The following is a 23,446-nucleotide window of genomic DNA, read 5'->3' on the forward strand; positions in this document are numbered from 1 at the left end:
ACGCCCCGCTCTCATGGAGAACGGGGCGTTTTTTCATGCTGTGCAATCAAGCGTAGCTTTGGGTCTCGCTGCTTTCTTCAACCAGCTCCAGCGCAATGTTGTTCTGCGCATTGATCTTGCGATACAGCGCCGCGTCGGTTTCCAGCACTTTTTCCCGGGCCGGGAAGATTTCTGCGAGCTTGGCAGCCCACTCGTCTTTGGTTTTGTCCGGGAAGCAGCGCTCGATCAGTTCCAGCATGATCGACACGGTCACCGAAGCACCCGGCGACGCGCCGAGCAGGGCGGCGAGGCTGCCGTCCTTGGCCGCCACCAGTTCGGTGCCGAACTGCAGGACGCCACCTTTCTTCGGGTCTTTCTTGATGATCTGCACCCGCTGGCCGGCCACTTCCAGGCGCCAGTCCTCGGCTTTCGCCTCGGGGTAGAAGCGACGCAGGGATTCGAGGCGCTGTTCCATGGACTGCATCACTTCGCTGATCAGGTACTTGGTCAGGTCCATGTTGTCCCGGGCCACGGCCAGCATCGGGCCGATGTTGCCGGCACGTACCGATAGCGGCAGGTCCATGATCGAGCCGTGCTTGAGGAACTTGGTGGTGAAACCGGCGTACGGCCCGAACAGCAGGGATTTCTTGCCATCGACCACACGGGTGTCCAGGTGCGGCACCGACATCGGCGGCGAGCCCACGGCGGCCTGGCTGTAGACCTTGGCCTGGTGGTGCTTGACCACTTCCGGGTTGTCGCAACGCAGCCACTGGCCACTGACCGGGAAGCCGCCGAAGCCCTTGCTTTCTTCGATCCCCGAGGCTTGCAGCAGCGGTAACGCCGCACCGCCGGCACCGAGGAACACGAACTTGGCGTCGACATCGCGGCTGTTGCCGGAATTGACGTCCTTGATGCTCACGGTCCAGCCACTGCCGTTGCGCTTGAGGCCGGTGACGCGCTTGCAGTATTTGACCTGGGTGTCCGGGGCGCTGGTCAGGTGCTTGAGCAACTGGTTGGTCAGGGCGCCGAAGTTGACGTCGGTACCGTTCATGACGCGGGTGGCGGCAACCACTTCGTCAGTTGGCCGGCCAGGCATCATCAGCGGCATCCACTCGGCCATCCGGGCCTTGTCCTCGGTGTATTCCATGTCGGCGAAGGCGTGATGCTGGTGCATCAGATCGAAGCGCTTCTTCAGGAACGACACGCCTTTCTCGCCTTGCACGAAGCTCAGGTGTGGCACCGGGGCGATGAAGGACTTGGAGGAGCCGAACGTGCCTTTTTTAGTCAGGTACGTCCAGAACTGCTTCGACACCTCGAACTGGGTGTTGATGTGCACAGCTTTCTTGATGTCGACAGTGCCGTCGGCCGCCTGGGGTGTGTAATTGAGCTCACACAGCCCGGCGTGGCCGGTACCGGCGTTGTTCCACGGGTTGGAACTCTCCGCAGCACCGGAATCCATCAGCTCGACGACTTCCAGCGAGATCGCGGGGTCGAGCTCCTTGAGCAGTACGGCCAGGGTGGCACTCATGATGCCGGCCCCTACCAGAACTACATCGACTGCTTCGTTATGCGCCATTTAACGCGTCTCCAAAATCTGCAGCACCAAATTGTCGGCATAGCGGCCAAAAGTGGCGGGGCAGGTCAACTGCGCCCCAGTTATTCATGGCCAGGATCGCCATGTCCGAATCTTCGCAATTTTTCGCACCTACTGCGGATGCATGCAGCCTGGCCTCAGAGTCACATGAACTCATTTAAGCGCCGGGCAGGCAATTCGACTTATGGCCGAGACATCCGTTCGTGCAACCAAATCCGTAGCGGACAGGCTTCAGGCGCCGGTTCTTGAGCGATATCCGGTCCTGTGTCGTTGGGCTGTTTCAGACGCTAATGGTGCTTGTTCAGACGCAAAACTCTTCATTTGCTCGCCACACTCTCGTGAAGTTGTGAAAACCCGTTTTTTTCACGCTCTTTTGAAGACGTGAACCTCAAAAAAGGGCTGTCCCAGCCTGGCACTGCGCCCGGTTCGGTTGCCCCCATGTAGTACATGACAGGCAAAACGGGCAGACAGCTCAGTGACCGAGCGTAATGACAGCACTGCAGATTCGCGAAAAGTGGTGATTTGCCTGGAGGAACAGCAAGCGCCAGCTTCACTCGATCTGTGTGGGCGGCTCTCTGTGGGCGTTGCGGGGTGCCAATACCAGCGTATCAGCGGTGTTGCGAGGCCCGATCAGGAGACGTCCTTATAATCGGGGGGAGATTGTATCGAAGAAACGCAGGGAAATGGTCGTGTTTAATGACTTTTATTAGCCGTCCGGTCAGATGGTCAACAGCTGCCGGTTACGTGCGCGGGCAGGAAGCGGTTGCACGCGGGCGCTGACGGGCAATGGCTGGTGCAGCCAGTTGAGACGGATCTCTTCGATTTCCACCCAGCCTTCGCCCATGGGTTGCAGGCTGCACTGCTTGAAGGCCTGGCAGCGGCCGTTGCGATCGAGCAGGGCGAAGCTGCGGTGATGAGGGCGAGGGGTGAACAGGGAAATAAGGAAGCGCATGATCGGATACCGGGTCAGGAAGCTTGGGATAAGCCTGACCCCGGGCCATGACATGCCGGTGTAAGGACCGTGACAATGGGGTGACAGGAACCGGCATCCACGGCCCGTGTCAGACATTTCAGTATTCATCGTGCGACGCTAGTTCGCGGCGATGGCGCACCGCTATACTGCCGGTCTGTTTGTGCCCGATTCTGGAGAGAAGAGCATGTTGCAACGCCTGTTGTTCGGTTTGATCGCTGTGACCAGTCTGACCCTCGTCGGCTGCGCCCACAGCCCGCAACAACTTAACCCGGAGCCCAAGCTCAATGCCCAGCTGGCACCTGTGGGTCGTGGCCAGCCGGTGGTGGTGCGGGTGGTGGACGGTCGTCCGTCGCCGACGCTCGGCACCCGTGGCGGGCTGTATCCGGAAACCAGTGTGATCACAGTGCAGGGTGCGCAAATTCTGCCCAAGTTGCAGGCCCAGGCTGAAGCCGCCGTGCGTTTGCTGGGCTTCACGCCGACCGCCAATGCCTTGAATGCACCGCAACTGACCGTGACCCTGGCCGAGCTCAAGTACCAGTCGCCCAAGGAAGGCATGTACGTGACCGAAGCCACCATCGGCGCGACCTTCCGCTCCGACGTGCAGAACGCCAACCGCCGCTACAGCGGTCGTTACGGTGCTTCCCTGGACCAACGCTTCGGCATGGCGCCTAACCAGGACACCAACACCAAGCTGGTCAGCGACGTCTTGAGCGATGCCCTGACCCGGCTGTTCAAGGATCCGACCATTGGCCAGGTGCTGGCTGAGTAAGTAAAAAGGCCTCATAAACCCTGTGGGAGCTTGCTCCCACAGGGTTTTTTTATGGGCGAGCTTCTCAAGCTGCCTGGGAATAGAACTCCAGCACACTGATCCCGGTCAGCAGGTCTGTCTCCGGCAGGTCGGGATGTTGATGGCCGCCCAGGGCGCAATACACCAGCCAATGTCGGTCCTGCACGTTGAAGGACAGACTGTCGACGAGGTTCTGTTGTTCGTCGCTTGGGCTGATGAGATAGAGGCGATCCTGGTTTTCGGCGTGCAGCATGACGGGTTCCGTGCAGGTTTGAAGGGCGCCAGAGTGGCCTAATCAGATGACGAAACCGTGACGGGTGAAATTAACCCTGAGCTTGCTCCCTCGCCACAAAAGAACCCAGTGTTGCGGCGGGATCGTTACTGGTCGGAAAAAGCCGCGCAGGGCCTCAGGCTTTCGGTAGAATCCGCGCCCTGTTTGTAGGTCACGGACGTGCCCTGTCCGTTTTTCGCTTGAGGTTCGTAATGTCGTCGCATCTGCTTTCGTTGTTCGCCGCCCACCCCGCCAAACTGATCAACCTGCTCGCGTTGCTGTTTGCCTGCCCAGGCGGCTGGGTGCTGCATGCGACGCGCCGCCGTGAACAACGGGCACGGGCCTGCCTTGAGGCGCGTAATCGCGAAGGTAATGAACGATTTGAAGCGCTGCTGGACCTGGCCACGCAGCGGATGAACCGGTTTTTCTACCGGTTTGGCTTTGGCTGCCTGGCCCTGGCGTTGCTGATGTCGTGGATCAGTACGCAGTTCTGATGAAATAGCCTCTGCAAGGACGTTTGCTCCCGCTGGGCTGCTCCCGCAGGAGCCCCGCAGGAGCCGCGCAGGAGCTGTGTAGGAGCTGTGTAGGAGCTGTCGAGTGCAACGAGGCTGCGATCTTCCCCCAACCACTTGAGCCTCAAGCGAAAGATCAAAAGATCAAAAGATCAAAAGATCAAAAGATCAAAAGATCATCCGAACGCGGCCCGAGCCTTCAACAGCTCCTACACAAACCCTGCGGGAGCAAGCTTTAAAGCGCCAACCCCGCCTTGACCCGATACTGATTACGCACCGGCGTTGCGTATTGCAGCACCAGGAACGGACGGTGTTCCGGCGGGCAAGCGTCCAGCCGGCGCTGCCATTCTTCCTGGGCCTTGGCCAGTTCATCGGCACCAAACACCTCGGCCGCCGTGGGAACCTGCAACTGCGGGTCGGCGTCGGCCCATTGGGCGTAAGCCAGGTAATGCACGGGGAACAGGCGGTAGCCGCCGAGAATCTGCCGGTCCATCTCCTGGGCCAATTGCTTGGTGTCCTCGAACAGCTCGGTGATGGGCGTGGCGAAGTTCACGTGGACCCGGCCCTTGTAGCCGGTGATGCCCTTGGCGATGCTCACGTCGTCCTCGCCCGGGGCCTTGGTGTAGGTGCCGGTGGTGGCGCGGATGTACAACTCGCGGGCCTTGGCCTGATCGCACGGGTCGTATTCGTAGCTGATCGACACCGGCGTAAGGTTCAGTGACTGGATCACCTCGCCGAACGGCTCGTCCTTGCGGCTCATGTGGAACATCTTGAGGATCGCCGATTCGGTCCGGTCGTCACCGTCCTTGGCCCGTCCTTCGGCCTGGGCGATCCAGATCGAGGCGCAGTCGTGGCGGATCGAATGGTTGATGTACGCCGACAACAACTGGTACGCCGCCATTTTTTCCCGCCGGCCGGTGATGGAACGGTGCACGATGAAACTCTTGTTCAGGCGCATCAGGTCGCTGACAAAGGGCTTTTGCAGCAGGTTGTCGCCTATGGCGATGCGCGGGGTCGGCAGGCCGGCGTGGTACACGGCATAGTTGACGAAGGCCGGGTCCATCACGATATCGCGGTGGTTGGCGATGAACAGGTACGCACTGCCGGACTTGAATTGCTCCACCCCGGTATAGGTCACGCCATCGGTGGCGCGCTCGATGGTGTGGTCGACGTAGAACTCCACCTTGTCCTGCAACGTGGCGACCGAAGTCACTCCGGCGAACTCACGGCGCAATCTTTGCGCTATAAGGGGTTTGAGCATCCAGCCGAAGGCGCCGGCCAGGCGTGGGAAGCGGAAGTGGGTGAGGATATCTAGAAACGCCTTGTCGCCGAGCAGCCGTGCCAGCACCGCTGGGACTTCGCTGTCGTCGTAAGGTCGGATGGCATCGAATTCGCCCATCATGCTCTCTTGTTGGAAACGGCTAGGGTAAGTAAAGGTTCGAACGAAAAAACGACAGGGTACGGCCTGGAAGATAAGCCAGACAAAAATAGCCCTGCAAATAGACCGGCGATTATACGCACAAGTCACCTGGGAGACCGCGATGCTGGAAACCGAACGCTACGAATGTCCTTATTGTGGCGAACCAGCGGAAGCGGTTCTGGATTTGTCCGGCGGCGACCAGACCTATATTGAGGACTGTCCGGTGTGTTGCCGCCCGATTACCTTCGTGCTGCAGGTCCATGAAAATGAGTGGCATCTCGAAGTCTTCAGCGAAAACGAATGATGGGGCGTCCATGCAGCGAATCTACGAGCTGGAAAACCTGATGGAAGGCGAGTTGTTGCAAGGCATGCTTGCCAGCGAAGGCATCACGGCGCATCTGATGGGGCGCGATTTGCTGGGCGGTGCGGGGGAGTTGCCCATGCAAGGCCTGCTGGGACTGGCGGTGGAGGACGACCAGGCGCAATACGCCCGGGAGTTGATCGCCGCGTACAATGCCGCACTGCCGTTGCCCGGCGATGAACCGGACAGCTATCCCGGTACGCTGGTCTGTTAGGCTGGCGGCCGTTTGTTCGATCAAGAGTCGTGTTGCCCCATGTGCGGACGTTATGCCCTGTTTCGCTGGAACCCCTCCTTCGCGGCCCTGCCCGGTTTTCCCACCGATCAGAAGGCTCAATGGAATATTTCGCCCAACGATTCGGTGTTGATCCTGCGGGCCGGCGCCGAGGGCCAGCGTGAACTGGCCCGGGCGCGCTGGGGGCTGACGCCGCCGTGGCTGACCGACCTGTCCCGCACCCCGGCCCATGCCCGGGCCGAAACCGTGGCCGAGCAGCCGATGTTCCGCGAGGCCTTGCGTCTGCGCCGCTGCCTGCTGCCGGCCAATGGTTTCTATGAATGGCGCGGCGGCACGCGCAAGCGTCCGTACTGGCTGACGCCGGGGGAGGGGTCATCACTGTTTTTTGCCGCGATCTGGGAAGCGTATCCGGTACAGGAGCAGGTATGGCTGAGCACGGCGGTCATCACCCAGCCAGCGGCGGGCCAGCGCCGACCGCTGATCCTGGACGAAGAAGGCCAGCGCCGGTGGCTCGACCCCGAGACCCCGCTGCATGCCTTGCAAGGGCTGCTGGCAAGCGAGCCGGCGCCACTGCGCGAGCGGGTGCTGGCCAACATGGTCAATGATCCGAAGCTCAATGGGCCGGAGTGCTTGACCCCGGCTTGAGTTTTGCGGCGCTTGTATTGGCCTCATCGCGAGCAGGCTCGCTCCCACAGTGGATTACAGGTGTATTCAAATTTCTCGTACACCCACCATCCCCTGTGGGAGCGAGCCTGCTCGCGATAGCGGCGGATCAGTCGACATTAATGTGGCTGACATACTGTCATCGCGAGCAGGCCCGCTCCCACAATAAGATTTGGGGTTACTCGTGATGCGGCTCACCGAGGAAGGTCAACGAGGTGAACACGCCGCGGGTGGCCACGTCCTTGTTGTCCTTGAGTGCAATTTCCATTTGCGCCGCGATCACATTCAAGCCGTCGTTGCGCACCAGCACCTTGGCCCGGCCTTCTGCATCGGTTTCGGTCGATACGGTGTTCGGCGCGCTGCGGTAGTCGCCCACCAGTTTCACACCGGCCGCCGGTTTGCCATCGAGCAACACCCGTACCGGTAATGACTGGCCCGGCCCTACGGTCAGCGGGTCGACTTCCGGCAGGATCACGAACTTGATCGGTGCAAGCGCCGGCAGTTTCGCCCCCGGCTCATAGATCGCCAGGCTGTACTTGAACGTGTGGGTCGACTCGATCGCCCCGGGCACTTTGCTGCGGCCTTCGTTTATCCACTTCTTGTCGGCTGTCTGGGACCACATGCCGTTGTCCAGCGCCACGGCCAGCACCGCCGGCGGCTTGAGCGGTTGCAGGCGGGCGTGGTCCGCCAGGCGCTCGACGGTGACGGGGATCATCTTGCCACCCAGGTCATAGGCCCAGGCACCGCTGACTTTCTGCGCCTTGAAGGCATTGTCTTCGGCGCCGTGACCGTAGATCACTTCGATGTTGCCGCGACGCTGTTCGGTCCACAGGCCATGGGCCGAGGCCTGTGTGGCCAGGAGCAGGCCGAGCAGGGCGAAGGTCTTGGGGTATTTCATGCAGATTTTCCTTTTACAGATCGAGGGTAAGACTGACGGTGAAGTTGCGCGGCTCGCCGGGGGTGACCCAGTAGTTGCTGTAGGCGCGCTCGTAGTACTTTTCATCGAAGACGTTGTTCAGGTTCAGCCCCACGGTGACATCATCGCTGGCCTTGTAATGGGCCAGCAGATCCACGGTGTGGTAGGCCGGCAGTTCGAAATCCTTGCCAGCTTCGCCCGAGCGATCGCCGACGTATGTGAACGCCGCGCCGACATCCGAACCGCGCAGGTGCCCGTCCTGGAATTCGTAGACGCCCAGCAGGCTGGCGCTGTGTTTGGCGACGCCAAGGATCCGGCTGCCCGTGGGGATTTTCTCGTCACCCTGGGTCACTTCGGCATCGATGTAGGCGAAGGCGCCGATTACGCGCACGGCGTCGGTCACCTGCCCGGTGAATTGCAGGTCGATGCCCTGGCTGCGAGCCTTACCCATGGCACTGTTGAAATCAGTCCCGGCGATTTGCGCCAGGACGTTTTCCTTTTCTATATGAAACGCCGCCAGGGTGGTGCTCAGGCGATCATCGAACAACTCGCTCTTGATCCCCACTTCATAGCCAACCCCTTCCTCGGGATCGAAGGTTTTGCCACCGGCATCCAGACCGTTGTTGGGCTTGAACGAGGTGGAGGCGTTGGCGAACAGACCGACCTCGGGCGTCAACTGATACAACAGGCCAGCCCGTTGCGTGAACGCGTCATGCCGCTGGCTGCTGGAGACCCCGGTGGTGTGATCGTCGATGCTCTGCTCGAAATGCTCATAGCGCACGCCGAGCATGCCCCGCAGCTTGTCGGTGAAGACGATCTGGTCCTGCAGGTTCAATGCGCGGCTTTGCACACGCTCAAAAAAGTCCGTGCCGGTACGTTTACCATTGGGTTTCGGCTGGCCGTAGACCGGCTGATAGATGTCGATGGGGTAAGCGCCGGCGATGTTGGTCACGCGCTCATTCTTGCGGTAATCCTCGTATTCGCTGCCGACCAGCAGTTCGTGCTGCCACGGGCCGAGGTCGAACAGGCCGCGCAATTCCAGTTGGGTGATGCTGTCGTGCCAATTGTTGTCACGCTCGCGATAGCGGCGGTTCACCGTGTGGCCGTCGGCGTTCAGCGGGCTCGATTCGGAGGCGAAGCCCCAGAGTTCACCCTGCTTGTAATGGCTGGTCAGGCGCAGTTGCCAGGTGTCATTGAGCTGATGTTCGAGGGCGGCTTGGAGCATGTTGTTGTGATTGTCGATGTCGCCGTCGTTGGGTTCGCCTAGAAAGGTCGAGCGGGAAACGCCGCTCCAGCGATTGTTCGGGGCGACGATGCCACGGTCGAACGTCGAGCTGTGGCGCACGATTTCGCTTTCCACCAGCAACCGGGTGTCAGGGTTCAATTGCCAACTGATGGAAGGCGCGACGAAGACGCGCTTGCTGTCGACGTGATCGCGAAAGCTGTGATTGTCCTCAATCGCCAGGTTGACCCGCGACAACAGGTTGCCTTCGGTGTCCAGTGGCGTATTGACGTCCAGCGCGGTGCGGTAGCGATCCCAGCTGCCGGCGCTGGTTTGCAAGGTGGTGAAGGCTTCGGGCTGGGGTTTCTTGGTGACTATGTTTACCGTACCGCCGGGATCGCCCCGTCCATACAGGCTGGCGGCCGGCCCCTTGAGCACTTCGATGCGTTCGATGTTCGCCGTGTCCGGCGTGCTCGGATAACCGCGGTTGGCGCTGAAGCCGTCTTTGTAGAACTCCGATGTGGTGAAGCCGCGCACGCTGTATTCGTAGAGCGTCAGGCCACCGAAGTTGTTCTGTTTCGATACACCGCCAGCGTATTCCAATGCCCGTTCGACGTTGGTGCTGCCCAGGTCCTTGAGCACGCTGGCGGGAATCACGCTGATCGATTGCGGGATGTCGCGCAGGGCGGTGTCGGTTTTGGTGGCGCTGGCAGAGCGGGTGGCGCGATAGCCCGTGACGGGGCCGGTGGCGGATTCGTAGTCGGACGTCACGGTGATGGCGTCCAGCTCCAGGGGCTGGATCTCTTCGGCGTAGGCCGGATCGCCGAGTAGGCCCAAGGCCAGGCTGGCGAGGGAAATCCGTTTTAGGGATGACATGTTATGTTGTTCCAGTTTTTAGTATTGAAACAATATAACACTAGTAATGAGAATTTATGCTATTCCTGATTTTCAGAAAGATGGAGCCGCTCTTGTTTGATGAGAGTTTGCTCCCGCTGGGCTCTGTAGGAGCTGTCGAGTGCAACGAGGCTGCGATCTTTCCCCAGACACTTGAGTTTCAAGCAAAAGATCAAAAGATCAAAAGATCGCAGCCTTCGGCAGCTCCTACAGAGCCCAGCGGGAGCAAACTCCCGGAAGGCTTGAGGCGGCTTACTGCTCTTGCTTGAGCACCACCGGCGCCGGCGGTGGGCGCAGGCCGATTTCGGCGGTCAGCTTGAGTTCCTTGCCGTTGCGCATGACCTGGATCGTCACCTTGTCGGTGGGCTTGATCCGCGCCACCTGGTTCATCGAGCGGCGGCCATCGCCGGCCGGTTCGCCATCGATGCTCAGGATCACATCGCCCAGTTGCAGGCCGGCCTTTTGCGCCGGGCCGTCGCGGAAAATCCCCGCCACCACGATGCCGGGCCGCCCGGACAAGCCGAAGGACTCCGCCAGTTCCTGGGTCAGCGGCTGGACTTCAATGCCCAGCCAGCCGCGAATCACCTGGCCGTGTTCGATGATCGACTTCATTACTTCCATCGCCAGCTTCACCGGAATGGCGAAACCGATGCCTTGGCTGCCGCCGGACTTGGAGAATATCGCCGTGTTGATCCCCGTCAGGTTACCGTTGGCATCCACCAGCGCGCCGCCGGAGTTGCCGGGGTTGATCGCGGCGTCGGTCTGGATGAAATCCTCGTAGTTGTTCAGGCCCAACTGATTGCGTCCGGTGGCGCTGATGATGCCCATGGTCACGGTCTGGCCGACGCCGAACGGGTTGCCGATGGCCAGGGTCACGTCGCCGATGCGGATGCTGTCGGAGCGACCGATGGTGATGGCCGGCAGGTTCTTGAGGTCGATCTTCAGCACCGCGAGGTCGGTTTCCGGGTCGCTGCCAATCACCCGTGCCAGGGTTTCGCGGCCGTCCTTGAGGGCCACCACGATCTGGTCGGCACCGCTGGTGACATGGTTGTTGGTGAGGATATAGCCTTCCGGGCTCATGATCACACCCGACCCCAGGCTCGACTCCATGCGCTTCTGCTTGGGCGAGTTATCGCCGAAGAAGCGCCGGAATTGCGGGTCTTCGAACAACGGATAGTTGGGTTTGTTGATGACCTTGGTGGTGTACAGGTTCACCACCGCCGGCGCGGCGGTGGTCACGGCATCGGCATAGGACACCGGCCCCTGTTGCACCGCCTTGGTTTGCGGCGCCTGCTGCAAGTTGACGTCGAGGCTCGGCAGGCCAACCCATTCCGGGTAACGCTGGATAATCAGTAGAGCGACAAGCACGCCGGCCAATAGCGGCCAGCCGGAGAAACGCAGCGCCTTGAGCATTAAGCACGTCCTACAAAGGTTGCAGGCGGTATGAGACCGCCCATAATGTCGCGCATTATACGAGGCCGCGCGCGCCTCTGAACGGGATATTTAGGAGTCTTTTCATGGCCGTAGCCCTGAACACCCTGGTTGAAGAAGCGGAGCGTTACCTGGCCAGCAGCCGGATTGCCGATTACTGCCCCAACGGGCTGCAGGTCGAAGGCGCGCCCCAGGTGATGCGTATTGTCAGTGGCGTCACCGCCAGCCAGGCCTTGCTTGACGCTGCCGTCGAGGCCGAGGCCGACCTGGTGCTGGTGCATCACGGTTATTTCTGGAAGGGCGAAAACCCTTGCATCACCGGCATGAAACAGCGTCGCCTCAAGACGTTGCTCAAGCATGACATCAGCCTGTTGGCCTATCACTTGCCGTTGGACCTGCACCCTGAGGTGGGCAACAACGTGCAATTGGCCCGCCAGTTGGACATCACCGTCGAGGGGCCGCTGGATCCGGACAACCCCAAGATTGTCGGCCTGGTCGGCTCCCTGTCCGAACCGATGACGGCGCGGGATTTCGCGCGCAAGGTCCAGCAAACCCTGGGCCGTGAGCCCTTGCTGATCGAAGGCGAGCAGATGATCCGCCGGGTCGGCTGGTGCACCGGTGGCGGCCAGGGCTATATCGATCAGGCGGTGCTGGCCGGCGTCGACCTGTTCCTCAGCGGCGAGGCGTCTGAGCAGACGTTCCACAGTGCGCGGGAAAATGGCATCAGCTTCATCGCCGCCGGGCATCATGCGACCGAACGCTATGGCGTCCAGGCGCTGGGTGACTACCTGGCGCGACGCTTTGCCCTGGAGCACATCTTCATCGATTGCCCGAATCCCATTTGATTCACTGATGAACCCTTGTGGGAGCGAGCCGGTGGGGGCATAGCTTGCTCGCGATGACGTCGGCACATGCAACGCCGCTATCGCGAGCAAGCTTTGCTTCCACAGGGTTCACTGCCTTCCACAGAGTCCACTGCAACGCCCGAACCGGCAGGCATATCCATATGCTGTTTCGATCTAGTTGGCGCCCTGATTAGAAGAGGTCGCTGTGCTAGGATTCCCCGCTCGAACACGGCCCGCTGGCCGTTCATAAGAATGTTTTCGTGAGTAGCCATGGTCGACAAACTGACGCATCTGAAACAGCTGGAGGCGGAAAGCATCCACATCATCCGCGAGGTGGCCGCCGAGTTCGATAACCCGGTGATGCTGTACTCCATCGGTAAAGACTCCGCCGTGATGCTGCACCTGGCACGCAAGGCGTTCTTCCCTGGCAAGCTGCCGTTTCCGGTGATGCACGTCGACACCCGCTGGAAATTCCAGGAAATGTACAAGTTCCGTGACCGCATGGTCGAAGAACTGGGCCTGGACCTGATCACCCATGTGAACCCGGACGGCGTGGCGCAGGGCATCAACCCATTCACCCACGGCAGTGCCAAGCACACCGATATCATGAAGACCGAAGGCCTCAAGCAGGCCTTGGATAAATATGGTTTCGACGCCGCCTTTGGCGGTGCCCGTCGCGATGAAGAGAAGTCCCGCGCCAAAGAGCGCGTGTACTCGTTCCGCGACAGCAAGCACCGTTGGGACCCGAAGAACCAGCGCCCGGAGCTGTGGAACGTCTACAACGGCAAGGTCAACAAGGGCGAGTCGATCCGCGTGTTCCCGCTGTCGAACTGGACCGAGCTGGACATCTGGCAGTACATCTACCTCGAAGGCATCCCGATCGTGCCGCTGTACTTTGCCGCCGAGCGTGAAGTGATCGAGAAGAACGGCACGCTGATCATGATCGACGACGAGCGCATCCTCGAGCACCTGTCCGACGAAGACAAAGCCCGTATCGTCAAAAAGAAAGTGCGTTTCCGTACTCTTGGCTGCTACCCGTTGACGGGCGCGGTGGAGTCCGAGGCCGAAAGCCTGACGGACATCATCCAGGAAATGCTCCTGACGCGAACTTCCGAGCGCCAGGGCCGGGTCATCGACCACGATGGCGCAGGCTCGATGGAAGATAAAAAACGTCAAGGTTATTTCTAAGGGGCTGTCATGTCGCATCAATCTGATTTGATCAGCGAGGACATCCTCGCCTACCTGGGCCAGCACGAGCGTAAAGAGCTGCTGCGCTTTTTGACCTGCGGTAACGTCGACGACGGCAAGAGCACCCTGATCGGGCGCCTGCTGCACGACTCCAAGATGATCTACGAAGATCACCTGGAAGCCATCACCCGCGATTCGAAGAAAGTCGGCACCACCGGTGACGATATCGACCTGGCGTTGCTGGTCGACGGTCTGCAGGCCGAGCGCGAGCAAGGCATCACCATCGATGTCGCGTACCGCTATTTCTCCACCGCCAAGCGTAAATTCATCATCGCCGATACCCCCGGCCATGAGCAGTACACCCGCAACATGGCCACCGGTGCCTCCACCTGTGACCTGGCGATCATCCTGGTGGATGCCCGCTACGGCGTGCAGACCCAGACCCGTCGCCACAGCTTCATCGCCTCGTTGCTGGGCATCAAGCACATCGTCGTGGCCATCAACAAGATGGACCTCAAGGACTTCGACCAGGGCGTGTTCGAGTCGATCAAGGCCGACTACCTGCAGTTCGCCGAAGGCTTGAAGATGAAGCCCACCAGCATGCACTTCGTGCCGATGTCCGCCCTCAAGGGCGACAACGTGGTGAACAAGTCCGAGCGTTCGCCGTGGTACACCGGTCAGTCGCTGATGGAGATTCTCGAGACCGTGGAAGTGGCGGGCGACCGTAACTTCACCGATCTGCGTTTCCCCGTGCAGTACGTCAACCGTCCGAACCTGAACTTCCGCGGTTTCGCCGGTACCCTCGCCAGCGGCATCGTGCACAAGGGCGACGAAGTGGTGGTGCTGCCGTCGGGCAAGAGCAGCCGCGTGAAATCCATCGTCACCTTCGAAGGCGAGCTGGAACATGCAGGTCCTGGTCAGGCGGTAACGCTGACCATGGAAGACGAGATCGACATCTCCCGTGGCGACCTGCTGGTGCATGCCGACAACGTGCCGCCGGTCACCGACAGCTTCGAAGCGATGCTGGTGTGGATGGCCGAAGAGCCGATGCTGCCGGGCAAGAAATACGACATCAAGCGTGCCACCAGCTACGTGCCGGGCTCGATTTCCAGCATCGTCAACAAGGTGGATGTGAACACCCTTGAAGAAGGTCCGGCCAGCGCGTTGCAGCTCAACGAAATCGGCCAAGTGAAAATCGCCCTGGATGCGCCGATCGCCCTGGACGGTTACGAGAGCAACCGCACCACCGGCGCGTTCATCGTCATCGATCGCCTGACCAACGGCACGGTCGGTGCCGGCATGATCGTCGCCCAGCCGCTGGTTCATGGCAGCAGCACGCACCACGGCAAACTGGCCCATGTGTCGGTGGAAGAACGCGCCCAGCGCTTCGGCCAGCAGCCGGCCACGGTCTTGTTCAGTGGCCTGTCGGGCGCTGGCAAAAGCACGCTGGCCTATGCGGTTGAGCGCAAGTTGTTCGACTCGGGCCGTGCGGTCTTTGTCCTCGATGGCCAGAACCTGCGTCATGACCTGAACAAGGGCTTGCCGCAGGATCGCGCCGGGCGTACCGAGAACTGGCGCCGTGCGGCTCACGTCGCCCGTCAGTTCAACGAAGCCGGCCTGCTGACCCTCGCCGCGTTTGTCGCCCCGGATGCCGAAGGCCGCGAACAGGCCAAGGCACTGATCGGCAAGGAGCGTCTGCTGACGGTCTACGTCCAGGCCTCGCCAACGGTGTGTGCCCAGCGTGATCCGCAAGGGTTGTATGCTGCCGCCGGCGACAATATCCCAGGCGAATCCTTCCCGTATGACGTGCCGTTGGATGCCGACCTGGTGATCGACACCCAGTCGCTGACACTGGAAGAGAGCGTCAAGCAGGTGCTGGATCTGCTGCGCAAGCGTGGGGCGATCTAAGGCCAGCCGCTGTAACAAAAAGCCCGCCGATGAGTGATCATCTGCGGGCTTTTTCACTCCTCTATGGAACACCCCGCTCCCACAATGGGAAGTTAGTGGTGGTTTGGATACTCCCGATGCATCTGCGCAAGCAACGCATCCTTGTCCTGCCACAACTGGTTGATCCAGCCCTGGAACTCCAGGCGATACACACCGTCCTGATCGTAGTTCTTGCCAATGAACTGCGGTGGGATCTTCAGCGCCTGGAAATGCACCACCACCTCCCCAACGTTGCCGCAGAGCAAATCCCAATACCCCGGGTGACCGCCCGGATAATGAATGGTCACGTTGATGATCGACTCCAGTTGCTCACCCATGGCATCGAGCACAAACGCGATGCCCCCGGCCTTGGGCTTGAGCAGGTGGCGAAACGGTGACTGCTGCTGGGCATGTTTGCCTTCGGTGAAGCGCGTGCCTTCGACAAAATTGAAAATGCCCACGGGGTTGTCGCGAAACTTCGCGCAGGTCTTGCGGGTGGTTTCCAGGTCCTTGCCTTTCTTTTCCGGATGCTTTTCCAGGTAAGCCTTGGAGTAGCGCTTCATGAACGGGAACCCCAGCGCCCACCAGGCCAAGCCGATCACCGGTACCCAGATCAGTTCCTGCTTGAGAAAGAACTTCAACGGCCGGATGCGCCGGTTCAGCACGTACTGCAACACCATGATGTCGACCCAGCTCTGGTGGTTACTGGTGATCAGGTACGAATGCTGGTAGTCCAGACCCTCCAGGCCGCTGAGGTGCCAGCGGGTACGACGCAGCAGGTTCATCCAGGCCTTGTTGTTGCTGATCCAGGCTTCGTGGATGTGGCCCATCAACCAGTTGGTGAAGCGCTGGGCGGTGGGGAAGGGCAGCAACAGCTTGAAGATCGCCACGATGAACAGCGGCGTGCAGCAGGCGATGGTGTTCAGCGCCAACAGCAGCGAGGCAATGACGCCGCGCAAAGGAGCAGGCAAGAAGTCCAGCATTTAAATATCCAAAGGTCGGTTGGCGGCTTGGATCGCGGTCAGGGCGATGGTGTACACGATGTCGTCGACCTGGGCGCCGCGTGGCAAGTCATTCACCGGTTTGCGCAAGCCTTGCAGCATCGGCCCGAGGCTGACGCAATCGGCGCTGCGCTGCACGGCCTTGTGGGTCGTGTTGCCGGTGTTGAGGTCCGGGAAGATGAACACCGTCGCCCGGCCGGCCACCTGGCTGTTGGGCGCCAATTGCCGTGCCACGGTTTCGTTGGCGGCAGCGTCGTATTGCAGCGGACCATCGATCAGCAGGCCGTGCTGGGCCTCGTGGGCCAGCAGGGTGGCTTCGCGAACTTTTTCCACTTCTTCGCCACTGGCCGATTCGTCGCTGGAGTAACTGAGCATCGCCACCCGTGGCGTGATGCCGAAAGCGGCGGCCGAGTCGGCACTTTGCAGGGCAATTTCCGCCAGCTCCGCAGCGCTGGGGTGCGGGTTCATCACGCAGTCGCCGTAGACCAGCACTTCTTCGGGAAACAGCATGAAAAACACCGAGGACACCAGCGAGCACCCTGGCGCGGTCTTGATCAGTTGCAGGGCCGGACGGATGGTGTTGGCGGTGGAGTGGATGAGTCCCGATACCAGCCCGTCCACTTCGTCCAGGGCCAGCATCATGGTGCCGATGACCACGGTGTCTTCCAATTGCTGCTCGGCCATCGGCGCGTTCAGGCTCTTGCTCTTGCGCAACCTCACCATGGGTTCGACATAGCGCTCGCGAATCGAATCCGGATCGAGGATCTCCAGCCCCGGCGGCAGTTCGATGCCTTGGGCGCGGGCTACCGCTTCGACGTCAGCCGGTTTGGCCAGCAACACGCAGCGGGCAATGCCCCGGGCCTGGCAAATGGCGGCGGCCTGGACGGTCAACGGTTCGCTGCCTTCGGGCAGCACGATGCGTTTGTTGGCGGCCTGGGCGCGTTGGATCAACTGATAGCGGAACACCGCTGGCGACAGGCGCATTTCCCGTGGTGTGCCGCAGCGCTGGTGCAACCATCTGGCGTCGAGGTGGCTGGCGACAAAATCGGTGATGATCTCCGCACGTTCACGGTCATCGATGGGGATTTCCTTGTTCAGGCCGTTGAGCAGGTTGGCGGTGTCATAGGAGCCGGTGCTCACCGACAGTACCGGCAGCCCCGCCTGCAAGGCGCCGCGACACAAGTCCATGATACGCGGGTCGGGCAGGGTGTCGCTGGTCAGCAGCAGGCCGGCCAGCGGCACGCCGTTGATCGCTGCCAGGCTCACGGCCAGGATGATGTCGTCGCGATCACCGGGGGTCACCACCAGCACGCCGGGCTTGAGCAGTTCCACGGTGTTGCGCATGGTGCGGGCGCAAATGATGATGTTGCTCATGCGCCGGGTTTCGTAGTCGCCGGCATTGAGCACCTGCGCGCCCATCAGGTCGGCCACGTCACGGGTGCGCGGGGCGTTGAGTTCGGGGCGAAACGGGATGCAACCGAGGAGGCGGAAATCGCCGCTGCGCAGCAAGGGCGAGTGCTCCTTGAGCCGCGCGGAAAACGCCTCCATGCTTTCGTCGGTGCGAACCTTGTTCAGGATCACCCCGAGGACTTTCGGGTCCTTTGGCCCGCCAAACAACTGCGCCTGCAGTTCTACCCGGCCAGACAGTTCGGTCAGCACTTCGTTTTCCGGCGCCGACACCAGGATGACCTCGGCGTCCAGGCTCTTGGCCAGGTGCAGGTTGACCCGCGCGGCATAGCTGGCGTTGCGGGTCGGGACCATGCCTTCGACGACCAGCACGTCCTTGCCGATGGCCGCTTGCTGGTAAAGGGTGATGATTTCTTCCAGCAGCTCATCGAGCTGGCCGTCGCCGAGCATGCGCTCGACGTGCGCCAGGCCCAGGGGCTGCGGCGGCTTGAGGCCATGGGTGCGGGCCACCAACTCGGTGGAGCGTTCTGGCCCGGTGTCGCCGGGGTGAGGCTGGGCAATGGGTTTGAAGAAGCCGACTTTCAGCCCGGCCCGTTCAAGGGTACGCACCAGCCCGAGGCTGATGGAGGTCAGGCCCACACCAAAATCGGTGGGCGCGATAAAAAAAGTTTGCATGCGGATTCCCTGGAGGTGCATGGCAAGGCGCGGCCTATGACTGGCCGTCTACCGTCAAATTCAGTCGTTAAGGTTATCGCTAACCGGGGCCTGTGCGCACCAGCCGCAGTCAAAGGGCTGACCTATTTTTTCAATGCGTTGCGCCGGGTCCAGTACCCACGCCCGGGACTGCCATGGTGGCTGGTGACGCAGATGCTGGGTATGGCCGCAGGACAGCTCGGCCACCCAGTGCCCATCTTCGTCCTGATGGAAACCGGTGACCGTCGGTCTGTTCGAGTAGGGCCGTTTGTCCGGGTTCCGTTCGCTTTCGGGCAAATCCTTGTTTAGACTTGTCCGTTCTTCATTCTTATGCAAAAGGTCTCGCCCCATGCTGATCGCCGCCAATAAGGCTGTCTCCATCGACTATACCCTGACCAACGACGCTGGTGAGGTCATCGACAGCTCTGCCGGCGGCGCTCCGCTGGTCTACCTGCATGGCGCAGGCAACATCATTCCGGGCTTGGAAAAAGCCCTGGAAGGCAAAACGGTCGGTGACGACCTGAACGTTACCGTCGAGCCGGAAGACGCCTATGGCGAGTACTCCGCCGAACTGGTCAGCACCCTGAGCCGCAGCATGTTCGAAGGCGTCGATGAGTTGGAAGTGGGCATGCAGTTCCACGCCTCGGCACCCGATGGCCAGATGCAGATCGTCACCATTCGCGACCTGGATGGCGACGATGTCACCGTTGACGGCAACCACCCGTTGGCTGGCCAGCGCTTGAACTTCAAGGTCAAGATCGTCGACATTCGTGACGCCAGCCAGGAAGAAATTGCCCATGGTCACGTCCATGGCGAAGGCGGCCATCACCACTGATTTGTGCGCTACGCTCAAATGACCAGTGAACTGGAAAGGCGCCATACGGCGCCTTTTTAGTCGGTTGCTGTTAGCATCACCCATGGCTGTTTCGAAAAGATCCGCAAACCTGGAGTTCGTCATGAGTGCTTTCCACGACCTTAAACTCAAAGCCCTGGATGGTCAGGAGCTTGCTCTGGCGCCATTCAAGGGGCAAGTCGTGCTGGTGGTCAACGTCGCCTCCAAATGTGGCCTGACGCCTCAGTACGCGGCGCTGGAAAATCTCTATCAGCAATACAAGGCCAAGGGGTTCAGCGTACTGGGCTTGCCCTGCAATCAGTTCGCCGGGCAGGAACCGGGGACCGAACAGGACATCCAGGATTTTTGCAGCCTCAACTACGGCGTGACGTTCCCGCTGTCCAGCAAGCTGGACGTGAACGGTCATGATCGTCACCAGTTGTACCGCCTGCTGGCGGGCGAGGGGGCAGAGTTTCCCGGGGACATTACCTGGAACTTCGAAAAATTCCTGCTCGGCAAGGACGGCCGGGTGCTGGCGCGTTTCTCACCGCGTACGGTGCCGGATGATCCTGTCGTGATCCAGGCGATTGAAAAAGCGTTGGCTTGATCCCCCAGAATTTTCAGATGTAGGAGCTGCCGAAGGCTGCGATTTTTTGATCTTTCGTTTGAGGCTCAGGTGTCAGGGGGAAGATCGCAGCCTCGTTGCACTCGACAGCTCCTACGCAGCTCCTACACAGATCCTACGCAGTTCCTTGTAGCTTCCTTTTGATCCCTAATCATTCACATCAATAGTGCTACCCAGCACACACCAGGCTCCATATTATCATCGTCATATCCGACCTGTGACTGCGTCCCGTGGAGTGCCCCATGCCTGCAAAAGCCCTGTTCAAACCCTTCCACCTCGGCGCGTTCGAGTTACCGACCCGGGTGGTGATGGCGCCGATGACCCGTTCCTTTTCGCCGGGCGGCGTGCCCAATGCCAAGGTCATCGAGTATTACCGTCGCCGTGCGGCGGCCGGGGTCGGCCTGATCATCACCGAGGGCACGACGGTGGGGCACAAGGCTTCCAACGGCTACCCGAACGTGCCGCATTTCTATGGCGACGCCGCGCTGGCCGGCTGGAAGAAAGTGGTGGATGCGGTGCATGCCGAAGGCGGCAAGATCGTTCCACAGCTGTGGCATGTGGGCAGTGTGCGCCGCATCGGCACCGAGCCGGACGCCAGCGTGCCCGGCTATGGCCCGAGCGAAAAGCTCAAGGACGGTCAGGTGATGGTCCACGGCATGACCCAGTCGGACATAAACGACGTCATCGCCGCCTTCGCCCAAGCGGCAAAAGACGCCAAGATCATCGGCATGGACGGGGTGGAGATCCACGGCGCGCACGGTTACCTGGTGGACCAGTTCTTCTGGGAAGGCAGTAATCAACGCACCGACGGTTACGGCGGCAGCCTGGCCAACCGCTCGCGCTTTGCGATCGAATTGATTCGCGCCGTGCGCGCGGCGGTGGGTGAGGGCTTCCCGATCATTTTCCGTTTTTCCCAATGGAAGCAGCAGGACTACGCCGCGCGCTTGGTGCAGACCCCTGAAGCCTTGGGCGAATTCCTCAAGCCGTTGTCCGAAGCGGGTGTGGATATTTTCCACTGTTCGACGCGACGCTTCTGGGAGCCAGAGTTCGAAGGCTCCGAGCTGAACCTGGCGGGCTGGACCCGCAAGCTCACCGGCAAGCCCACCATCACCGTGGGCAGCGTCGGCCTGGATGGCGAGTTCCTGCAGTTCATGGTCAACACCGACAAGGTCGCGCAACCGGCCAGCCTGGAAAAGCTGCTGGAGCGTTTGAACAACGATGAGTTCGACCTGGTGGCGGTGGGGCGTGCGCTGTTGGTGGACCCGGACTGGGCGCAAAAAGTCCGTGAAGGGCGGGAGCAGGAGATCTTGCCGTTCAGTCGCGAGGCGTTGATGACATTGGTTTAAGCGGCGCCTTGTAGGGCCTCATCGCGGGCAAGCCTTGCTCCCACAGAGTTGTCAGTCGTTCACGCATGATGTGTTCACGGGAGACTAATGTGGGAGCAAGGCTTGCCCGCGATGCTTTTCAGCGTGGCGACACGGCCTGGGGCAGCGACGAATCGACCTGGCAAACCCCGCGCAACTGCGCCTCGAATTGCTCGATCACCGACGCCCAGCCTTGGCGACTGGCATGCTGGCGCGCATTGAGCCGCACGCAACGCAAGGTCTCGCGCTGCTCCAGCAGCCAACGGGCCGCATCGCAGAACGCCTCTTCATCCCCCGGCATTGCCAGCACGCCGTTATAGCCGTGGCGAATATGTTGGGCTGCTGCAGCCTGATCGTAGGCCACCACGCCCAGACCGGACGCCAGCGCCTCCAACACCACATTGCCGAAGGTTTCGGTCAGGCTCGGAAAGACAAACACATCCCCGCAAGCAAAATGGCTGGCCAGGGCCTCGCCGCGTTGCGAGCCGCAGAAGATCGCCTCGGGCAGTGCCTGCTCCAGCGCGGAGCGCTGCGGGCCGTCGCCGACCACCACCAGCTTCAGCCGTCGATCCGGAAAAGCGTTGCACAGCGTGTCGAAACTGCGCTTGAGCAACCCGAGGTTCTTCTCCGGGGCCAGGCGGCCGACATGAAGCACTGCGATGTCATCGTCGCCCAGGCCCCATGCTTCGCGCAGGCTCGCCGAGCGCTTGACCGGATGAAACAGTTGGCTGTCCACGCCGCGAGACAGCAGCGCCACGCGCTCGAAATGTCGTCGCTCCAGTTCCAGGCGCTGGCTGACGCTGGGCACCAGGGTCAGGCTGGAGCGATTGTGAAACCAGCGCAGGTAATGAGTGAGCACGCGGCTCAACAGCCCGAGGCCGTACTGCTGGGTGTATTGCTGGAAATTGGTGTGGAAGCCGCTGACCACTGAAATACCCAAGCGTCGTGCCGCGCGCAGTGCCGACAAACCCAGCGGCCCTTCTGTGGCGATGTAGAGCACGTCCGGACGATGGCGTTTCCAGCGTCTGAGCAGCTTGTGCATCGACGCCTGGCCCCACTGCAAACCCGGATAGCCCGGTAACGGCCAGCCCCGGCACAGCAGCAACTGGTCGTCACTGGCCTGGCGTTGCTCGTCGGCCTGGCGAGGCCGTATCAGCTCGACCTGATGCCCACGGGCGCGCAGGCCGTCGTACAGGCGGCCCAGGGTATTGGCCACGCCATTGATTTCCGGCGGGAAGGTTTCGGTGATCAGGGTAATGTGCAGGGGTGTGGTCATGACCCCAGTGTCGACCGGGGCCATTTCGTCATTGTGACGCCAGGATGATGGATTTGTGACAGCTCAGCCCTGCCGGGCCACCGCGGTCTCGGCGCCTTGCTCACGGACCCAGAACAACGTTGCCCCGGCCACCGCTGCCGGCATCATCAGGATGTTCACCACCGGGATCAGCAGCACCAGGTACACGCTGGCGCCAAAGCCCAGGCTCTGCCAGCGTTTTTCCCGCAGCCAGGCGAGCATTTCGTTCCAGCCTAGCTTGTGGTTGTCCGCCGGGTAGTCGATGTACTGGATCGCCATCATCCACATGCCGAACAGCAGCCACAGCGGTGCCGCCACCAGATTGACCACAGGGATGAACGACAGCAGGAACAGCCCCAGGGCGCGAGGCAGGAAATAGCCGAGCTTGCGCGCTTCCCGGCCGAGGGTCCGCGGGATCATGGCGATCAACTCGGCCCAACTGAAGGTCGGGAAGTCGTCGGTGCCACGGATGACCACTTCGACTTTTTCCGCGAGAAAGCCGTTGAACGGTGCTGCGATGATGTTGGCGAGCATGGTGAAGGTGAAAAACACCATCAGCACGACGAGCACCACGAACAGTGGCCAGAGCACATAGCTGAGGAAACTCAGCGACTCTGGCAGGGACGGCATCAGGGTATCGACCCACAGGCTGAACTGATGGCCGGCCAGGTAAATCAATCCGACGAACAGGACCAGGTTGATCGCCAGGGGCAAGAGTACGAACAGGCGCAGGCCCGGGCTCAAGACCAGATTGAGGCCTTCTCGCAAATATTGCGGGCCGGACAGGGCGGGGGCAGGCATAGGCGGCTCCGAGCGAAGGTGAACGCGCCGACCTTACCGGCTTTGCCCCGCCCGGGAAAGCGGCGACATGGCGTGTAACAACGTTTCTTGAGGCGAAGGCGCCTATCGATGGGGCCGCCGGGGATAGAGCTCACCTATGAGCTGGATTGTTAAACCGTATTTCCTTAATCTTCGCTCCCTCGATACGCTGCACCCATTCTTTTCAGGACTGTCGG

General features: G+C 61.0%; 23 protein-coding genes. 11 read left to right on the top strand and 12 right to left on the bottom strand.

The window, feature by feature from the left end; all coding sequences use genetic code 11:
• Nucleotides 1–46 precede the first annotated feature (46 nt).
• Both mqo and AACY42_RS06410 read right to left on the bottom strand, forming a co-directional pair.
• Nucleotides 47–1,555: a malate dehydrogenase (quinone) gene (gene mqo / locus AACY42_RS06405; RefSeq protein WP_339477802.1), complete on the bottom strand. Its 1,509-nt coding sequence runs from the start codon at nt 1,553–1,555 to the stop codon at nt 47–49.
• A 736-nt stretch (nt 1,556–2,291) separates the two neighbouring features.
• The gene (locus tag AACY42_RS06410; protein ID WP_339477804.1) at nt 2,292–2,525 is read right to left on the bottom strand and encodes a hypothetical protein; all 234 of its coding nucleotides are present in this window, start codon (nt 2,523–2,525) and stop codon (nt 2,292–2,294) included.
• A gap of 205 nt (nt 2,526–2,730) precedes the next feature.
• On the opposite strand from AACY42_RS06410, the gene AACY42_RS06415 reads away from it, so the two are divergent.
• Nucleotides 2,731–3,315: a YajG family lipoprotein gene (locus tag AACY42_RS06415; protein ID WP_003205489.1), complete on the top strand. Its 585-nt coding sequence runs from the start codon at nt 2,731–2,733 to the stop codon at nt 3,313–3,315.
• A gap of 64 nt (nt 3,316–3,379) precedes the next feature.
• Here AACY42_RS06415 and AACY42_RS06420 read toward each other — a convergent pair whose 3' ends face one another.
• Nucleotides 3,380–3,586 carry a hypothetical protein gene (locus AACY42_RS06420; protein WP_339477807.1) on the bottom strand — a complete coding sequence of 69 codons (207 nt, stop codon included), beginning with the start codon at nt 3,584–3,586 and terminating at the stop codon, nt 3,380–3,382.
• A 230-nt stretch (nt 3,587–3,816) separates the two neighbouring features.
• Between AACY42_RS06420 and AACY42_RS06425 the strand changes: the two genes are divergently transcribed.
• The gene (locus AACY42_RS06425) at nt 3,817–4,098 is read left to right on the top strand and encodes a hypothetical protein (RefSeq protein WP_339477809.1); all 282 of its coding nucleotides are present in this window, start codon (nt 3,817–3,819) and stop codon (nt 4,096–4,098) included.
• 253 nt (nt 4,099–4,351) lie between these two features.
• Here AACY42_RS06425 and AACY42_RS06430 read toward each other — a convergent pair whose 3' ends face one another.
• A complete protein-coding gene (locus AACY42_RS06430) occupies nt 4,352–5,518 on the bottom strand; it encodes a 1-acyl-sn-glycerol-3-phosphate acyltransferase (protein ID WP_339477811.1) in 1,167 nt (388 codons plus the stop codon).
• A 139-nt stretch (nt 5,519–5,657) separates the two neighbouring features.
• Between AACY42_RS06430 and AACY42_RS06435 the strand changes: the two genes are divergently transcribed.
• From AACY42_RS06435 to AACY42_RS06445, 3 genes are read left to right on the top strand one after another with little or no spacing between them, the layout of a single operon-like run.
• The gene (locus AACY42_RS06435; protein ID WP_339477814.1) at nt 5,658–5,840 is read left to right on the top strand and encodes a CPXCG motif-containing cysteine-rich protein; all 183 of its coding nucleotides are present in this window, start codon (nt 5,658–5,660) and stop codon (nt 5,838–5,840) included.
• 10 nt (nt 5,841–5,850) lie between these two features.
• Nucleotides 5,851–6,111, top strand: coding sequence for a putative signal transducing protein (locus AACY42_RS06440; RefSeq protein WP_339477816.1), 261 nt, complete (start codon nt 5,851–5,853; stop codon nt 6,109–6,111).
• 39 nt (nt 6,112–6,150) lie between these two features.
• Entirely contained in the window at nt 6,151–6,774 is a 624-nt protein-coding gene (locus AACY42_RS06445; protein ID WP_339477818.1) for an SOS response-associated peptidase, read from the top strand.
• A gap of 196 nt (nt 6,775–6,970) precedes the next feature.
• On the opposite strand, the gene AACY42_RS06450 is transcribed toward AACY42_RS06445, so the two are convergent.
• From AACY42_RS06450 to algW, 3 genes are all read right to left on the bottom strand, one after another.
• Nucleotides 6,971–7,690, bottom strand: a complete 720-nt coding sequence (locus tag AACY42_RS06450; protein WP_339477822.1) for a DUF4198 domain-containing protein — start codon at nt 7,688–7,690, stop codon at nt 6,971–6,973.
• A 13-nt stretch (nt 7,691–7,703) separates the two neighbouring features.
• On the bottom strand, nt 7,704–9,806 hold the full coding sequence (locus AACY42_RS06455; protein WP_339477824.1) for a TonB-dependent siderophore receptor: 2,103 nt from the start codon (nt 9,804–9,806) through the stop codon (nt 7,704–7,706).
• A gap of 270 nt (nt 9,807–10,076) precedes the next feature.
• Nucleotides 10,077–11,237 (bottom strand): Do family serine endopeptidase AlgW, encoded by a 1,161-nt coding sequence (algW, locus tag AACY42_RS06460; RefSeq protein ID WP_339477827.1) that lies wholly within the window; start codon nt 11,235–11,237, stop codon nt 10,077–10,079.
• Nucleotides 11,238–11,341: 104 nt separating this feature from the next.
• On the opposite strand from algW, the gene AACY42_RS06465 reads away from it, so the two are divergent.
• The 3 genes from AACY42_RS06465 (at nt 11,342) to cysN (ending at nt 15,196) form a co-directional block, all read left to right on the top strand.
• Nucleotides 11,342–12,100, top strand: a complete 759-nt coding sequence (locus AACY42_RS06465; protein WP_339477829.1) for a Nif3-like dinuclear metal center hexameric protein — start codon at nt 11,342–11,344, stop codon at nt 12,098–12,100.
• A 270-nt stretch (nt 12,101–12,370) separates the two neighbouring features.
• Nucleotides 12,371–13,288 (top strand): sulfate adenylyltransferase subunit CysD, encoded by a 918-nt coding sequence (gene cysD, locus AACY42_RS06470; RefSeq protein ID WP_003178041.1) that lies wholly within the window; start codon nt 12,371–12,373, stop codon nt 13,286–13,288.
• A 9-nt stretch (nt 13,289–13,297) separates the two neighbouring features.
• Nucleotides 13,298–15,196 carry a sulfate adenylyltransferase subunit CysN gene (gene cysN, locus AACY42_RS06475; protein WP_339477831.1) on the top strand — a complete coding sequence of 633 codons (1,899 nt, stop codon included), beginning with the start codon at nt 13,298–13,300 and terminating at the stop codon, nt 15,194–15,196.
• Nucleotides 15,197–15,288: 92 nt separating this feature from the next.
• On the opposite strand, the gene AACY42_RS06480 is transcribed toward cysN, so the two are convergent.
• Genes AACY42_RS06480 through AACY42_RS06490 form a run of 3 tightly spaced genes read right to left on the bottom strand, consistent with a single transcriptional unit; the run spans nt 15,289 to nt 18,696 of the window.
• Nucleotides 15,289–16,197 carry an acyltransferase gene (locus tag AACY42_RS06480; protein ID WP_339477833.1) on the bottom strand — a complete coding sequence of 303 codons (909 nt, stop codon included), beginning with the start codon at nt 16,195–16,197 and terminating at the stop codon, nt 15,289–15,291.
• On the bottom strand, nt 16,198–18,297 hold the full coding sequence (pta, locus tag AACY42_RS06485) for a phosphate acetyltransferase (protein ID WP_339477836.1): 2,100 nt from the start codon (nt 18,295–18,297) through the stop codon (nt 16,198–16,200). It lies immediately after the preceding gene.
• A gap of 60 nt (nt 18,298–18,357) precedes the next feature.
• Nucleotides 18,358–18,696, bottom strand: coding sequence for a DUF3565 domain-containing protein (locus AACY42_RS06490; protein ID WP_339477838.1), 339 nt, complete (start codon nt 18,694–18,696; stop codon nt 18,358–18,360).
• On the opposite strand from AACY42_RS06490, the gene AACY42_RS06495 reads away from it, so the two are divergent.
• The 3 genes from AACY42_RS06495 (at nt 18,665) to AACY42_RS06505 (ending at nt 21,118) form a co-directional block, all read left to right on the top strand.
• Nucleotides 18,665–19,150, top strand: coding sequence for an FKBP-type peptidyl-prolyl cis-trans isomerase (locus AACY42_RS06495; protein WP_339477840.1), 486 nt, complete (start codon nt 18,665–18,667; stop codon nt 19,148–19,150). The two genes, AACY42_RS06490 and AACY42_RS06495, sit on opposite strands and share 32 nt — an antisense overlap.
• A gap of 121 nt (nt 19,151–19,271) precedes the next feature.
• A complete protein-coding gene (locus tag AACY42_RS06500; RefSeq protein ID WP_339477843.1) occupies nt 19,272–19,754 on the top strand; it encodes a glutathione peroxidase in 483 nt (160 codons plus the stop codon).
• 260 nt (nt 19,755–20,014) lie between these two features.
• A complete protein-coding gene (locus AACY42_RS06505; protein WP_339477845.1) occupies nt 20,015–21,118 on the top strand; it encodes an NADH:flavin oxidoreductase in 1,104 nt (367 codons plus the stop codon).
• 118 nt (nt 21,119–21,236) lie between these two features.
• Here AACY42_RS06505 and AACY42_RS06510 read toward each other — a convergent pair whose 3' ends face one another.
• Entirely contained in the window at nt 21,237–22,436 is a 1,200-nt protein-coding gene (locus AACY42_RS06510; RefSeq protein WP_339477847.1) for a glycosyltransferase family 4 protein, read from the bottom strand.
• Nucleotides 22,437–22,475: 39 nt separating this feature from the next.
• Nucleotides 22,476–23,231 carry a sulfate transporter CysZ gene (gene cysZ / locus AACY42_RS06515; protein WP_339477850.1) on the bottom strand — a complete coding sequence of 252 codons (756 nt, stop codon included), beginning with the start codon at nt 23,229–23,231 and terminating at the stop codon, nt 22,476–22,478.
• Nucleotides 23,232–23,446 lie beyond the last annotated feature (215 nt).

Source organism: Pseudomonas sp. RL_5y_Pfl2_73, from assembly GCF_963970515.1.
Classification (GTDB): domain Bacteria; phylum Pseudomonadota; class Gammaproteobacteria; order Pseudomonadales; family Pseudomonadaceae; genus Aquipseudomonas.

Excerpts from the sequence above, each read along its gene's own strand:
- mqo (WP_339477802.1), bottom strand. The coding sequence starts at position 1,555 with ATGGCGCATAACGAAGCAGTCGATGTAGTTCTGGTAGGGGCCGGCATC.
- AACY42_RS06410 (WP_339477804.1), bottom strand. The coding sequence starts at position 2,525 with ATGCGCTTCCTTATTTCCCTGTTCACCCCTCGCCCTCATCACCGCAGC.
- AACY42_RS06415 (WP_003205489.1), top strand. The coding sequence starts at position 2,731 with ATGTTGCAACGCCTGTTGTTCGGTTTGATCGCTGTGACCAGTCTGACC.
- AACY42_RS06420 (WP_339477807.1), bottom strand. The coding sequence starts at position 3,586 with ATGCTGCACGCCGAAAACCAGGATCGCCTCTATCTCATCAGCCCAAGC.
- AACY42_RS06425 (WP_339477809.1), top strand. The coding sequence starts at position 3,817 with ATGTCGTCGCATCTGCTTTCGTTGTTCGCCGCCCACCCCGCCAAACTG.
- AACY42_RS06430 (WP_339477811.1), bottom strand. The coding sequence starts at position 5,518 with ATGATGGGCGAATTCGATGCCATCCGACCTTACGACGACAGCGAAGTC.
- AACY42_RS06435 (WP_339477814.1), top strand. The coding sequence starts at position 5,658 with ATGCTGGAAACCGAACGCTACGAATGTCCTTATTGTGGCGAACCAGCG.
- AACY42_RS06440 (WP_339477816.1), top strand. The coding sequence starts at position 5,851 with ATGCAGCGAATCTACGAGCTGGAAAACCTGATGGAAGGCGAGTTGTTG.
- AACY42_RS06445 (WP_339477818.1), top strand. The coding sequence starts at position 6,151 with ATGTGCGGACGTTATGCCCTGTTTCGCTGGAACCCCTCCTTCGCGGCC.
- AACY42_RS06450 (WP_339477822.1), bottom strand. The coding sequence starts at position 7,690 with ATGAAATACCCCAAGACCTTCGCCCTGCTCGGCCTGCTCCTGGCCACA.
- AACY42_RS06455 (WP_339477824.1), bottom strand. The coding sequence starts at position 9,806 with ATGTCATCCCTAAAACGGATTTCCCTCGCCAGCCTGGCCTTGGGCCTA.
- algW (WP_339477827.1), bottom strand. The coding sequence starts at position 11,237 with ATGCTCAAGGCGCTGCGTTTCTCCGGCTGGCCGCTATTGGCCGGCGTG.
- AACY42_RS06465 (WP_339477829.1), top strand. The coding sequence starts at position 11,342 with ATGGCCGTAGCCCTGAACACCCTGGTTGAAGAAGCGGAGCGTTACCTG.
- cysD (WP_003178041.1), top strand. The coding sequence starts at position 12,371 with ATGGTCGACAAACTGACGCATCTGAAACAGCTGGAGGCGGAAAGCATC.
- cysN (WP_339477831.1), top strand. The coding sequence starts at position 13,298 with ATGTCGCATCAATCTGATTTGATCAGCGAGGACATCCTCGCCTACCTG.
- AACY42_RS06480 (WP_339477833.1), bottom strand. The coding sequence starts at position 16,197 with ATGCTGGACTTCTTGCCTGCTCCTTTGCGCGGCGTCATTGCCTCGCTG.
- pta (WP_339477836.1), bottom strand. The coding sequence starts at position 18,297 with ATGCAAACTTTTTTTATCGCGCCCACCGATTTTGGTGTGGGCCTGACC.
- AACY42_RS06495 (WP_339477840.1), top strand. The coding sequence starts at position 18,665 with ATGCTGATCGCCGCCAATAAGGCTGTCTCCATCGACTATACCCTGACC.
- AACY42_RS06490 (WP_339477838.1), bottom strand. The coding sequence starts at position 18,696 with ATGGAGACAGCCTTATTGGCGGCGATCAGCATGGGGCGAGACCTTTTG.
- AACY42_RS06500 (WP_339477843.1), top strand. The coding sequence starts at position 19,272 with ATGAGTGCTTTCCACGACCTTAAACTCAAAGCCCTGGATGGTCAGGAG.
- AACY42_RS06505 (WP_339477845.1), top strand. The coding sequence starts at position 20,015 with ATGCCTGCAAAAGCCCTGTTCAAACCCTTCCACCTCGGCGCGTTCGAG.
- AACY42_RS06510 (WP_339477847.1), bottom strand. The coding sequence starts at position 22,436 with ATGGCCCCGGTCGACACTGGGGTCATGACCACACCCCTGCACATTACC.
- cysZ (WP_339477850.1), bottom strand. The coding sequence starts at position 23,231 with ATGCCTGCCCCCGCCCTGTCCGGCCCGCAATATTTGCGAGAAGGCCTC.